Annotated in this window: 13 protein-coding genes; 7 read left to right on the top strand and 6 right to left on the bottom strand. The window is 45.8% G+C overall.

Annotated features, from left to right (window positions below; all coding sequences use genetic code 11):
• Window position 1: 1 nt before the first annotated feature.
• The 4 genes from ACYVD4_RS06240 to ACYVD4_RS06225 all read right to left on the bottom strand — a co-directional run bounded on the left by ACYVD4_RS06240 (window position 2) and on the right by ACYVD4_RS06225 (window position 4,596).
• Entirely contained in the window at window positions 2-1,360 is a 1,359-nt protein-coding gene (locus tag ACYVD4_RS06240) for an APC family permease (RefSeq protein ID WP_460943515.1), read from the bottom strand.
• A 112-nt stretch (window positions 1,361-1,472) separates the two neighbouring features.
• The gene (locus ACYVD4_RS06235; protein ID WP_460943513.1) at window positions 1,473-2,393 is read right to left on the bottom strand and encodes a heme-dependent oxidative N-demethylase family protein; all 921 of its coding nucleotides are present in this window, start codon (window positions 2,391-2,393) and stop codon (window positions 1,473-1,475) included.
• Between the two features lie 78 nt (window positions 2,394-2,471).
• Window positions 2,472-3,542, bottom strand: a complete 1,071-nt coding sequence (locus ACYVD4_RS06230; protein ID WP_460943511.1) for a mandelate racemase/muconate lactonizing enzyme family protein — start codon at window positions 3,540-3,542, stop codon at window positions 2,472-2,474.
• The gene (locus ACYVD4_RS06225; protein WP_460943509.1) at window positions 3,532-4,596 is read right to left on the bottom strand and encodes a DUF1611 domain-containing protein; all 1,065 of its coding nucleotides are present in this window, start codon (window positions 4,594-4,596) and stop codon (window positions 3,532-3,534) included. Before ACYVD4_RS06225 ends, ACYVD4_RS06230 begins: the two co-directional genes overlap by 11 nt.
• Before the next feature lie 101 nt (window positions 4,597-4,697).
• Between ACYVD4_RS06225 and ACYVD4_RS06220 the strand changes: the two genes are divergently transcribed.
• The gene (locus tag ACYVD4_RS06220) at window positions 4,698-7,226 is read left to right on the top strand and encodes a serine hydrolase (protein WP_460943507.1); all 2,529 of its coding nucleotides are present in this window, start codon (window positions 4,698-4,700) and stop codon (window positions 7,224-7,226) included.
• A 112-nt stretch (window positions 7,227-7,338) separates the two neighbouring features.
• On the opposite strand, the gene ACYVD4_RS06215 is transcribed toward ACYVD4_RS06220, so the two are convergent.
• A complete protein-coding gene (locus ACYVD4_RS06215; protein ID WP_460943505.1) occupies window positions 7,339-7,908 on the bottom strand; it encodes a hypothetical protein in 570 nt (189 codons plus the stop codon).
• A 92-nt stretch (window positions 7,909-8,000) separates the two neighbouring features.
• Between ACYVD4_RS06215 and ACYVD4_RS06210 the strand changes: the two genes are divergently transcribed.
• Together ACYVD4_RS06210 and holA are read left to right on the top strand one after the other, a co-directional pair.
• Window positions 8,001-8,375, top strand: a complete 375-nt coding sequence (locus ACYVD4_RS06210; protein ID WP_460943503.1) for a winged helix-turn-helix transcriptional regulator — start codon at window positions 8,001-8,003, stop codon at window positions 8,373-8,375.
• A gap of 134 nt (window positions 8,376-8,509) precedes the next feature.
• On the top strand, window positions 8,510-9,544 hold the full coding sequence (gene holA, locus ACYVD4_RS06205; RefSeq protein ID WP_460943501.1) for a DNA polymerase III subunit delta: 1,035 nt from the start codon (window positions 8,510-8,512) through the stop codon (window positions 9,542-9,544).
• Between the two features lie 34 nt (window positions 9,545-9,578).
• On the opposite strand, the gene ACYVD4_RS06200 is transcribed toward holA, so the two are convergent.
• Window positions 9,579-9,986 (bottom strand): response regulator, encoded by a 408-nt coding sequence (locus ACYVD4_RS06200; RefSeq protein WP_460943499.1) that lies wholly within the window; start codon window positions 9,984-9,986, stop codon window positions 9,579-9,581.
• Window positions 9,987-10,881: 895 nt separating this feature from the next.
• On the opposite strand from ACYVD4_RS06200, the gene ACYVD4_RS06195 reads away from it, so the two are divergent.
• From ACYVD4_RS06195 to ACYVD4_RS06180, 4 genes are all read left to right on the top strand, one after another.
• Window positions 10,882-11,430, top strand: a complete 549-nt coding sequence (locus ACYVD4_RS06195) for a hypothetical protein (protein ID WP_460943497.1) — start codon at window positions 10,882-10,884, stop codon at window positions 11,428-11,430.
• A gap of 618 nt (window positions 11,431-12,048) precedes the next feature.
• The gene (locus ACYVD4_RS06190; RefSeq protein WP_460943495.1) at window positions 12,049-12,627 is read left to right on the top strand and encodes a carboxymuconolactone decarboxylase family protein; all 579 of its coding nucleotides are present in this window, start codon (window positions 12,049-12,051) and stop codon (window positions 12,625-12,627) included.
• A 153-nt stretch (window positions 12,628-12,780) separates the two neighbouring features.
• Window positions 12,781-13,101 carry a hypothetical protein gene (locus tag ACYVD4_RS06185; protein WP_460943493.1) on the top strand — a complete coding sequence of 107 codons (321 nt, stop codon included), beginning with the start codon at window positions 12,781-12,783 and terminating at the stop codon, window positions 13,099-13,101.
• A 66-nt stretch (window positions 13,102-13,167) separates the two neighbouring features.
• Window positions 13,168-13,419: a hypothetical protein gene (locus ACYVD4_RS06180; protein WP_460943491.1), complete on the top strand. Its 252-nt coding sequence runs from the start codon at window positions 13,168-13,170 to the stop codon at window positions 13,417-13,419.
• The last annotated feature ends 104 nt before the right edge of the window (window positions 13,420-13,523 follow it).

Raw genomic sequence — 13,523 nt, 5'->3', positions numbered from 1 at the left:
ATTATGGTTTCGTAATCACCTGTTTTTTATGCCAGAACCAGTAAAACGGCAAACCTGTTAAAATCAAGCCTAATCCGGTTAAGGCTTCTTGCGGTTGATTGATGAGCGTCATACCAACAAGGAGTGCACAGAAGCAGCCAAAAAAGATCGGAATAAACGGATAACCTAACACGCGATATGGACGCACCCGATCAGGTTCTTTTATACGTAGCCTGATTAAACCTACAGCCGTAGCACCATAAAAAATAAACGATGCAAACACCAGCATATCAGTCAATTGATCGAAACTGCCCGACCAAACCAGTACAATTGACCAAAAACCCTGTAGCATAATGGCCACTGATGGTGTTTTATGAACAGGATGGATGATGGCAGCCGCTTTAAAAAACAAACCATCGCGGGCCATCGCATAAAAAACCCGGGCAGGCATCAGAATCGACGCATTGGTTGAATTTGAGGTAGTTATCAGAATTAATATCGAAATAAACGTAGCACCCAACCAACCAGCCGCCCGACGTATCACTTCGACAGCCGCAATTTTCCCCGGCTCCGATGCCAGTTGCATGAACGATTCGATGGGCATTACATATACATAAACGATATTCAGCAGTACGTAAATGCCAATAACAATGCTGGTTCCGATGCTCAGGGCAATAGGCAGGTTGCGTTGAGGATGTTTAATTTCTTCGCCAATGTATCCGATCTGGTTCCACCCATCATAGCCCCAGAAAGCACCCAGCGAAGCGATCACCAGCGAACCTAGCACACTGCTACGTTCGGCCGTTGCGGTTGGCGTTACTGAATGGGTTAAATGCGACAGGTGGCCCGACTCAGCCGAAAATCCCAACCAGGCAATGACAATAACCGCTACAAAAACTATGTAAGTAAGCCCACGACTCAGACCTTCGGCAAACGTAACACCCCAACAATTGATCAGACTCAGGAAGAGAATAAGCAACGTAGCAATTACCTGAACAACATATTCACTGTGAACAAACTGTACATCCATCAGAGCAAGCAACGATTGGCCGAAAATATGCGACAGCGCGGCAATGGTAGCCGTGCGCATAACAGTAAACGCGCCCCAGCCATACAGAAAAGCGAACAATCGGCCGTAAATCTTTTTAAAATAAAGATATTCCCCACCCGACTGTGGAAACATACCCGCCATTTCTGCGTAGGTGAGCGCACCCGTCAGGCTAACCAATCCGGCAACAACCCAACATGCCACCACCAATATGGGCGATCCCAGTTCGGCCGCCATCGGGGCTACTTTTTTAAAAACCCCCGAACCTATAACTCCGCTCACCACAAGCAGAACGGCCGAACGGGTATTAAGCGCACGCGCAAGGTGAGCCATAGGCATCAAGTGTTACTAGTCATAAAATTGTCTCAGACAGCATCTTGCTGTCTGATTTGCGACGAAGCAGTTTATACTTTCTATCAACCAGTCAATCCGCGTGCCAACACTATTAATGTCGGCCATTTAAATAAGTCAATAGTGCAGGCATAAAATCGGTCATACTTTTGTAGGATAGCATGGCCGGGGGTGTTGTATTGAAAACCTGGGCCATTCGATACGCCCGTTCGGGGTCAGTTGCTTCGTCGGAAAGGCGATTTTGATACGTGTGAATACCGAACAAAATAACGCCCGAACGAGGCAGCCGGGTCAGTGTTTGCCGCTCAATTCGCACATAAAGCTGGTCACCTATTGTTGCAGGAATCAGGCCAGACAATTGTTCGGCGAGTTGCTGTTTGAGTTGTTTCGAATGGCGGCTCGTCATATCGAGTTGGTCGCTCACTTTCACACTCCAGTTGGTTCGCCAAACAGTTCGGCCAACGGGTAAGCGCGCCATCAATGTCTGCGCGGCACGTAGCATTGGCTCAACGATGGGCGTAATTGGTGCGTGAATCTGCCAGAACGGTAAGCCGATTTTTTCGTCCAGACACCAATCGTTGGCAAAACAAAGTTGCCCCGCAATTAACGTAGCATCAGTTCCTGCCATGAGAATTAAGTCTTCCTGCACTTGCCGACCAACCCAATCGAGTGGCTCCAACGGAAGTGTTGTTACGTCGCCAAACGTAAACGAGATTTCTTCGTTTAATAGCAGATTCGTCCACTGCCATTGCCCCCCATCCTGACGTAGCATAAATGATTCAGGCGCAAATCGGGATAGGTTTTGCAGCACCAGTTCCAGCACTTCCCATTGTGCTGCTACGTATCCGGGTAATGCTTTGTAATAATAATCGGGCAGCTCATTCAGAAGCTGGCGTTTCAACGATACTTCTGCTACGTAGTGTTCATCGACTTCCACCAATCGGTCGCTTTCCGACAAGGGAGTTATCCCCATCTTATCATTAAAACGCTGACCGAACGGAAAATAAGGAAGCATAAGAGCAATGAGAATAATTCATATATGTATTGAGTGACGAGGTTGTTCCAGACAGCATCGTCACTCAATACATATATACTATGTCAACCGAGTCAATCCCAAACCTGCCCCAGCAGTTGGGCGCATGAAACCGTTTTCAATCACAAATCCGTCCAACACAACATCTTCGGCTAAATCTAAACTTCCATCAAGGTCAATATACCGTGTATGCGGACAGGCAAAGGCCGCGTGTAAGGCCGCTGTTATGCTCGCCCGACTTTCGTCGTTACAGCCCCAAAATAGCGAAATCCCGGCCGATTTGGCAATGGTCGCTATATCCAGAGCCGCCCGAATTCCACCGCACTTCATGAGCTTGATGTTGTAAATACCAAACGGCTGCGGCTGCTGTGCCAGTTGCAACGCTGCTTTTGGGCCTGTCAACGATTCGTCGGCAGCTAGCTGTTGTCGGATTTGAGTTGGCAGACGTATCAGATCGGACTCCTGCCCTACCGGAAGCGGTTGCTCAATCAGCTCAATAGCATCGTCCAGCGTGTCGGCGCAAAAATGCTGTAAATCAGGCATCGAATACCCCTGATTAGCGTCGACACGTATCGTTAAATTCTGATGATACGTCTCCCGAAGTTTTTTGATACGTTCGATATCCTCGTCTACATTCAGACCCGTTTTCACTTTGAGTACCCGGAACCCCTGCTCATAAAACACAGCGGCTTCGTGAAGTGTATCGGCTACGTTCATAATACCAATGGTAACCGAAGTCGGCAGGGCATGAATTTTCTGACCATAAAACTGCACCACCGGAACGCCCAGAAACTGCCCGAAGGCATCGTGCAGCGCAATATCCAGCGCGGCCAACGTACCGGGAGACGAAAGAAATCGCTGTTCCCCTTCCCGAATTAGTGCCTGAAAAAGTCGAATATCTTTACCAGCCAAGCTACTCACCCACTCTCCTTTCAAGTTTAGCAATGCCTCCTCCGGCGACTCACCGACGACTTCCGGCGATGGGTTGGCGGCTCCCACACCCACTATACCGTTATCGAGTTCGATTTCCAGAAAGACATTTTCAACCTCAGATATTGTCTGATACGCAATGGTATATGGCTTGGTAAGCGTCAGATTTCGGATGTAAGCCCGAATCGATTTAATCCGCATGAGTTTTGGAACGTAACGTTTGAATAACAGGAACCAGGATATCGACGCCCTGTTGCAACGGCAGCAAAACCGGAATTCCCAAACGCTCGGCATAAGCTTGCTGATACGTAGTGGCTTCTTCGTCTGTGCAGTCTTCGGTATTGAGCGCCAGTGCAATTACCTCCGAATTATACGCTCGAACCAGGGCTATTTCGGATTCAACCGTCGGAATTTTCCCCCAGGCGGGGTCATGGTCGTAATACGTTCGTTTGGGTGCGTGAACCAGCACAACGTAGCGGGCATTTCCCGACACCAGAAATTCGGAACCACAAGGGCCACTTGGATTTCGCAACGCAGCCTGACCTTCAATCAACAATACGTCGGCATTGGTTTCGCGCCAGCACGTAATGAGCGCGTGTTCCAGCTCTCCCGATACAAAATCGTTCAGCGTTGAATCAACTATAAAGCCATATTTTCCACCCTGAAGCCAGCCTGTTTGCCCGGTGTAAATCATCTGTACATTAAGCTCGTTACGTTCGCAAGCTTTGCGAATCAGGCGGGCGGTTGTCCGTTTCCCCAACGCACAATCGGTACCGATTACGGCAATGATTGGAGCTGTTATCTGGTTGATTTCACCCGTCCAGAAATGCAGTTCGTTACGGGGTTTCGGCCTACGAACATCAATGAGTTGAACGCTGTTTTGCTGAGCCAATTCCACCAGTTCCGGCTTTTCGTTCAGAAATTCGTGTAAACCGTTCACAATAGACAAACCACGTTCGATACATTCCTGAATCGTAACCAACATTGTTTCTGGCAAAATTCCGCCGTTCGTGGCAATAGCAACGATGGCATACGAAACAGAATCCGTTTGCGCCAGAACTTCATCGACCGAGGCATAAATGGGAATGTTCCGATGTTTACCATCCAGCAGCTCGCCCGCATCACGACCAGCCGTTGGTGGGTCAACAACGCCCACGATGCTATACCGTTCCGTTCCGCGAATCAATCCATGCGCCGTTTTCGCATTCGGCGTGTTCAGCCAGCCATCGGTGAGCAAAATCGCTCGGTTTGCCATACAAAAAGAGATTGTCAATGATGTTTTGCTGTAATATGGCAATTGTCGACAGAAATATTGCACGCAGGATTTATATTAGACTGATTTTCTTCGATTTATTTATGCGCCCACCGATCCGATACATTATTCCCGTTCTTTTTCTTATTTCCCGCTTAGTCGGGCACACCCAACCGACACCTGCCCCGCAGGATAGCCGCCTGAAAACTCTCGATTCTACGCTAACGATTCTTCACAATAGAGCCATGTTCAACGGGGTTGTACTGGTAGCCGAACAGGGGAAAATTCGGTATAAAAAAGCGTTTGGTGTTGCTAATATTGCCACAAACGAGCCGCTTACAACCCAATCGGCGTTTAATCTGGCCTCGGTGTCGAAGCAGTTTATTGCTATGATGATTATGCAGTTGCAGGAGCGGGGAAAACTCAAGTATGACGAGCCGGTTCAGACGTATCTGCCCGATTTTCCGTACACCGCCATTTCTGTACGTGATTTACTGAATCACACGTCTGGCCTGCCCGAATACTTCGACCTCGCCCAGAACCAACTCGGCCCACTCGATACGCTTACAAACGACGGCCTTGTGCAGTTATTGAATCAGCATAAACCAAAGCCCGTTTTTCAGCCCGGCGATAAATGGCAATACTGCAATACAGGCTATGTATTGCTGGCGGCCATTATTACCAAAGTAAGCGGTATGCCCATCGAAACGTTTTTCGACCAGAATATTGTGAAGCCGCTGAAACTCAAAAACACGTATATCTACTTCCACAAAAGCAAGACGATTCCGCATAATCGGGTGTTTGGCTTTAAGCGGGAAAACGGACGTAACGTAGCCGATGATTTGATTCGGTTAGATGGTGTTGTTGGCGATGGGAATGTGTATTCATCGGCTGAAGACTTGCTCATCTGGGAACAATCGCTTTATACTGGCAAATTAGTTAAAGATTTTACGTTACGTGAAGCCTTCATTCCAGCCAAACTGAACGATGGCACTACGTATCCGTATGGCTTCGGCTGGATGATTGAAGAAAAAGGCAACGTAGTGATGCATACGGGCGGCTGGGTAGGTTTTCGAACGTTGATTATACGCTATCTTGATAAGAAACAAACCTTGATTGTACTGTCGAATGGAGGCAATGCCGTTGGACGTATTTCGCGCGGAATTCTGGAAGAAAAACCCACACAACTTCCCCAAACCCAGTTGATTACCAACATCCGATTGGTTGACGGCACAGGCACGCCCGCCCGAAAAGCGTCTGTCCGGCTACGTGACGAACACATTTGGGAAATCGGTACGTTGACCCCTTTTCCGAATGAATCCGTCACCGATGGTAAGAATCTAGTACTGGCTCCGGGATTTATCGACAGCCACAGCCATCACGACCTGAACGCGCAACCCGATGCTTTACCTGCTCTAAATCAGGGCATAACTACCGTTGTTGTTGGTCAGGATGGCTGGGGTATTCCGATGGATACGTTACAGGCTCGGTTGAAAGAAAAACCTGCGGCCATCAATCTGGCGAGTTATACGGGCCATGCCATGCTACGTCAGAAATCGATGGGCGTCAACGGACTCTATCGAACAGCCAAACCCGACGAGCTGGAACAAATGAAAGCGGTACTACGTAGCGAACTCAAAAATGGCTCGCTGGGATTATCGACCGGATTGGAATATGAATCCGCTTTTTTCTCGAATCGCGACGAAGTGCTTCAACTGGCGCAGGTTACGGCCGATTCGGGCGGGCGCTACATCAGCCACATCCGAAGCGAAGACATTACGTTGGACGATGCTCTTGACGAGATTATTGAGATTGGTCGGCAAACGAAAATGCCCGTGCAGATTTCGCACCTGAAAATTGCGCTACGTAATCAATGGGGACAGTCGCAGCAATTGCTGGCCCGACTCGAAGAAGCCCGTTCGGAAGGAATAAAGATTACCGCCGATTGCTATCCGTATGATTACTGGATGTCGACGCTACGTGTCCTGTTTCCCAAACGCGATTACACCAATCTGGCCAGTGCCGAATTTGCGGTGAATCAGTTGTTCGATCCGGCACAATCGGTGTTGGTACGTTTTGCAGCCAACCCTACTTACGCCGGAAAAACGGTTGGCGACGTAGCGAAACTACGTAACGAAAAACCAGCGCAAACGCTCATGGGACTGGTAGCCGAAGCATCAGCATTTTCAGAGAAAAACCCGGACGTTTCTGGCATTGAAGGCATTATGGGTAAGTCGATGAACGAAACCGACGTAAAGAATTTTCTCGCCTGGCCACATAGCAACATTTGTTCCGATGGTGCTAATGATGGGCATCCGCGCGGTTATGGAGCGTTTACCCGCGTATTAGGCCGCTACGTTCGCGAACAGCGACTAATGACGCTGGAGTCGGCCATTCAGAAAATGACCAGCCTGTCGGCCGAGCATCTTGGCCTGAAACAGCGAGGTATCGTTACGTCGGGCTATTTTGCCGATCTGGTACTCTTTAACCCGGATACCATTCAGGACAAAGCGCGTATCGGTGACAACAAAGCCCTTTCGACCGGTATTGAAGCCGTTTGGGTAGCGGGTAAACTCGTGTATCAGAATCAGAAAAGTACAGGCGCGTTACCCGGTCGATTACTACGTCGGTAATGCTACGTTTCTCCTAATCTATTGTTAACAGGCAAATCGTTGCGCTTACTCTACTAAAATTGTTCATTTTACGGGCAGGGAAGTTATCTCTCCTGCCCACAATAAACCGGGATTACTGTTTTCTCATCAAAGGAATCTGTAAGTTGGTTGGTCGGTTTTCTTCAGTGTCAAAACCTCGGCCATCTACGTTTCTGGCTCCCCAGAACAACATATCATTTAGCACGTAAACCAGATCATACTCGGCGAAAATCTGACCTTCGGCAAGCCCAAAGGGCGCAAAAGATTTACAAAGTATGCTCTGTGGTTGATTTAGCTCCCATTTTTCAAATCCCTGGCTTGCCGCCTGATTCAGCACATCGACAAAGCCCTGATGTAGTGGTGTTACGTCATAAGCTTCATCAGCCACAAAATCAACCTTCTGAGCACCATCGGCAATTGGATGTGCCCCTTGCCAGTATACATGTCCCTGAAGGTCAATTTTTACCAGCGGAACCTTACCGTTAGCGTCGGCCATATTCACTACGGTCAACTGAAATTTATCTCCTTGCTGATATATAAATTGCCGAGTCAGGTAAAAGGGTTTGAGCGTTCCATCGGCGTTTTTGCTGATGCTGGGGCGTATTTCTGGCGCAATGCTTACCCACTCACCCAGTATAGTTTGTTTAATCTGTGCTACGTCCATTATCTGTTATTTTAACTGATGCAAAGTTGTTGTCTTTGTCCTTCATAAGAAAGCAGTCCATATTTTTGTGATTAGTATATTTTTTTAGACCAATGGCAAATTCGCGTAAAAACAAAGATTTCAATCCTAACAACTGCCCGGTTACGCATTTCCTGAACCGGGTTGGTGGCAAATGGAAGATTATGATTATCTACGCCATCGGCCAAAACTGTAATCGATTTAGTAAGCTACAACGAGCCATGCCTACCATCAGTAAACAAATGCTGGTGAACCAACTTCGCGAACTGGAAGATGATCAGATTATTCGCCGGATTATTTACGCAGAAATACCACCACGGGTTGAATACGAAATTACGGATTACGGAAAATCACTATTGCCCGTAATTATGGTAATGCAAGACTGGGGCTTACAGGATTTGGCGAACCAACGTAACGCAGCGTTATACCGACCTGACGAAAAGTTATAAGCTCAGTTATATTAGACGGGTGCATTTGATACGTTAAAAATGGGCCGCAATCCGTATTTTTGTTTACACGTTTCAGGTTCGCTACGTAGTTGACAAGCCAATCCTGATTCGTTCACTGAAACACCCCATTTGCTTTGATTGCTGCCGTTGATACCCTACTGAAAGATATCCGTAACAAACGGATTGCCCCTGTTTATCTCATTCATGGCGACGAACCTTATTATCTCGACCGCATTGCCGAAGAGCTTGAAAAAGTTGCCATACCTGTTACTGAGCGCGGTTTTAATCAATTTGTTCTATTCGGAAAAGATACAGATGTAGGTGCCGTTCTGAACTATGCCCGCCGATATCCGTTCATGGCTGAGCGTCAGTTGGTTTTAGTGAAAGAAGCGCAACAAATGGCTGGCGTCAATGATAAATCGGCCCAGACGTTACTGGAAGATTATGCCCTAAATCCACTGCCGAGCACGATTCTGATGCTATGCTACGTCAAAGAGGAAGGCAAATCGGGGCTCGATGAACGAAAGTCGTGGGTGAAGGCTTTTGGCGCAAAAGGGAAAATGCTGGGTGTAAAAAAGCTTTACGACAACAAACTTCCCGATTGGGTTGGCGAATATTGTCGTGAACAAGGAGCAAAGGTAAGCCCCAAAGCCTGTCAGTTGCTAGCCGATCACATTGGCAACGACCTTCGGCGGATGGCTAATGAAATCGACAAGATGCTGATAAATATGCATGTTGGGGAAGAAATCTCTGCGGCAACTGTGGAACGGCTGGTTGGTATCAGTAAAGAATACAACGTATTTGAATTACAAAAAGCATTGACCCAGCGTGAACTCGTAAAAGCCAATCAGATTGTTGATTACCTTGGTCGGAATGCAAAAGATAATCCGCTAGTGGTAGTACTGGCACAACTGTTCAGCTATTTCAGCAAAGTACTGATGGTTCAGGCTTCTAAAGATCAGAGCGAAAAAGGACTGGCGCCTTTATTGGGCGTAAATCCTTTTTTTGTGAAAGATTACCTGTCGGCTGCCCGAACGTTTCCACTCCCTAAGGTGGTGAGTATTATCCATTCGATACGTCAGGCAGATGCTCGTAGTAAAGGAATTGACGCTCCGGCCATGACCGAAAGCGACATTCTGCGCGAACTAATCTTTGCGATACTGCACTAACTCCTAACCGCTATATAACCATCAACAGTTTTTTCTAGATCGGCATCGTTGTAGGAACCAACTTGATCAGTTCAAACCAATACCGGCAGAATACGTCCATTTTGGCAAAAATATCTTGTTTCATTACACAAGAATTTGCACCTGACTGATAAAAATTCGTGACATCTTCGTCAGATAGCGTACCAGCCCATACTACAATAGGGATATGCTGCCAACCTGTGTTAGCCTTTAGTTGACGTAATAACTCCTGCCCGTTCATTATAGGCATCTGCGAATCGACCAGAATTAAATCTGGCCGCATTCCTTCCGATAGTTTCTCAATAATGCCTGTTCCGTTCCAGACATGAGTCAATTTTATAGAAGAATTCTGCCCGTTAATGTAATTGGTCAATAGTAAAACATCATCATCATCATCATCTGCAACGAGTAGATTGTATTCCATACGCAAAACATTTCGGTCTGAATCGAGCTAAATAAGCTTACTACCACTAAACAAACACGACTCAACCTAACTGTATAGTAAGCATCTTTTTAGAAAAGAGAAATCGAACAATTTTGTTTAAAAATTGTTCGATTTCTCTTAAAAATAGTCTATTCAGAGAGTGCTTCCGACAAGTAATGCTCTCTCTATAAACATTTTACCAAAAAGGAATTTTAATCAAATTTTCATAACAAGCCTCATATCAAAAGCTATACAGACCTAAAACGAAGCTTTGGGATCTCCTTCAAAACAGGTTATCTGGAGAATGGGATTTTCTATTATAGTTTTTGAGTAATAAGGAAACCGCATACATGTCAAGTAATGATCTTCTTAAGGTAGGTAGGTAGGTAGGTAGGTAGGTAGGTAGGCTACCTTCACTCGCCGTTTTTATATATCCAGTCCATAATCCTGTTGGTTAGTGAATTGTAAGATAGATTTGTATTCACTGGACAGATTTTATGGATTCTAGCTCTTTAGCACTCGACAAGCATCCAAATTATCAACACGTTAATGATGCTACCAACACATCGATTTCATTACTTTTTTGATCGATCCACTGGTGGCCAACACAGAATCGGTACTCACTGACCCAAGCATTGAGGCCTTAAATTCGTTCATTGCCTTTACTATCTGGGCTGGCACCTTTAGCTTTTTCGCCATCTAGACCGATTTATTTTTGAGCGACCAGGTCAACATCAGTCGTTCAGATGATATCTTACAGATTCCTTACATCACGTTTGAATTGGTAGAGACAGAACAGGCTTCGCACTAAGATCAAATAATTTCATGATTTAGTACTACCATATTACTTAGTATCAATTGATGTGATTATATTTGCCAACAACCAAGTATCCTCATGATACAAAGACGAGCATCTATAAGCTTATTTGCACTCTTGCTATTCCACACATTGGCCAGTGCCATTGTGGGCTTAGTTAGTTGGTGGCAAGCTGAGCATGACTTGTCAGAACGATTACTCGTCTATCGTTCGGTTGATAGCATCGTCGAATTCCAGATTCCCCTGAAAGATCAAACCGACGCTAAAGCAATTGCCCGTACAACTGAGGATGGTTTTCGGTATCGAGGGCATTATTATAACGTCGTTAGTCTAGAAATACAAGACGACAAGATTCTTATTGCAGGTCTTGAAGCGGCTAACCATTCATTCTGGCAGGATGATTTGCTCGCTTTTCTCAACAATCACCTGACAACCTCATCTGATACAGGTCACAAAGCCAGCCAGTTGCTAAAATTCCTGCTCAAAGAGTATTCACCGGGTTCGTCAACGAAACTCCATTTTTTACGTAGTGTCTGTAGCCAATCCATCAGAATTCCTGATGCTACGTTTATGTTCTCTACGCGCACTGCGCCCATTCACTCCCCTCCTCCTGAACTAGCTGTTTAGCTGTTCATCACGTTTAGCCATATACCTTATCACAGCAGATGCTGTTGGTATATTTATGTCGCTATTACGTAGCATTCTATTCTCATAGTTTCTCCGATTTTCGGCGTTGAACTCAATCATTTTGAGCTATGCATTTGCATTGGTCTCGATAATAGCTGTGTTTGCGTGAAATGATGAGTTGCTACGTTGTATAGATTTCTGTAAGCGTAAGCATTTACACTTAAGCTGTAAATATGCTGTTAGTTTAACCCATTGGCAGAATAACTAAGCTTTCCCTTATTACAACGCAGCCAAGTTGCACAAGCTAGTTATCCCCTACGTAGCGAAGGTTACAGCCTTTAGCTTGTACTTGGCGGGCTATGGGTTATTGGCTGACTCGACAATCTGCAAAACGATTAATACAAATTGACGTTGTTTAGAATTTTCTAAATCATTGCGTTTTTGTCATCCGGTGCTGGAGGGATCTCGAAGCTCGGGCCGGGACGGTCGGGATGACAAAAAACGTATTCTTTCGGCGGGATTATCAGCCAAAAGTAAATTTCTAAACAGCTTCAACTTGGACGTGCACTCGATGCTACGTTCATCCTTTAAGTATCTCAATTCAAGACTATTGCGACTATGCCACATATCCGACTTCCAGAAGGACTTCCCGGGATTTTAGGGCCAATGGCTTTTAGCCCACAAACAACTAAACCGCTGAATGAATTAGCTGAAGTACTGTTACGTACCAACGCCAGCGATACGCTCACACAGGGCGAACGAGAATTGATTGCCTCTTACACCTCTCGACAAAACGATTGCTTTTTCTGCTCAACCAGTCACGGTGCTGCCGCCGATTATTTGCTAGGGCGAGATAATCAGATAGTAGCTCAAACGTGGAAAAACCCCATGACAGCCCCCGTTTCAGATAAAGTGAAGGCATTACTGGCGATTGCCGGTAGTGTGCAACAGGGCGGCAAATATGTTACCACCGAGCAGGTAGCCGATGCTCGCAAACAAGGTGCTACAGATCGGGATATTCACGATACGATACTAATTGCCGCTGCTTTCTGCATGTATAATCGCTACGTTGACGGACTGGCTACATGGGCCCCGCAAGATCCGGCGATTTATGCTGATATGGGTGAAATGCTGGCCAACCAAGGATACACGCATGTAACTAAAAATCAACTCACACAAACAAAGCCGGATCAATAGAATGTATTGATCCGGCTCCCCAAATTATATTAGGTTGGTAGTTCATGTTCCCCACTGGTTATTGCTGGTGGGGACATCTTCACAAACTTATCATCTTATCCTATCATTACCTATTTCTAAACCACAGAAACATACCGATTTAATTGATTCGCTATGAAAACAAATAAATGGAAGATGGCACTGCTGGTTTGGTCGGCGATGTTTCCGTTCAGTACGGTAATGACTTACGCCTTGACTCAACTGCCTTTTACAGCACAATTGCCACTAGTAGCCCGAACGTTTTGCTTAACCTGTCTGCTAGTGCCTTATATGGTATGTGTGGCCTTGCCGTTCCTAACGCAGCGATTCCAGAAGTGGCTGCATGAAAACCCGCGTAATGAGACTATGCAACCACCACAAACAATGTATAAACGATCAGCTAAAATTCAATCCGAAACGGGTCGTACTTCTCGCAAACAGTACGCGATGCTATAATCGAATAGTATGTATTGAAACGGGAAATTTGTCAATTAATCCTATCAATTAAACCAAAATGTAGTTATGGAATCCCAAAATGATCAAGTGCTTAAGAACCAGGAAAGTATCCTGGCGAATCAAGAAAACATTCTTAAAAACCAAGAGACAATTTTAAAAAATCAGGGAACACTGGATTCTATTCTGGGTAATCAGCAAACCATTATTAGCAATCAGGATAGCATTTTAGGCAATCAACAGGCAATCCTCAAAAATCAGCAGACGCTGGATGCAATCTTAGCCAATCAGGAAACAATTTTAAGTTTGCTGAAAAAGTAAAACCATAATATTAATCTGAGTACGAATTACTATCCTGAGGATAGTGGGGCTGATGGCCACCCAGTTCACAGCCCTGCTAGCTCAAGTTGCCTATTGTTGTCCTG

This window comes from Spirosoma daeguense, assembly GCF_054776875.1.
Note: the sequence above shows the minus strand (reverse complement) of the source record. Positions and strands in the feature narration are given on the sequence as shown.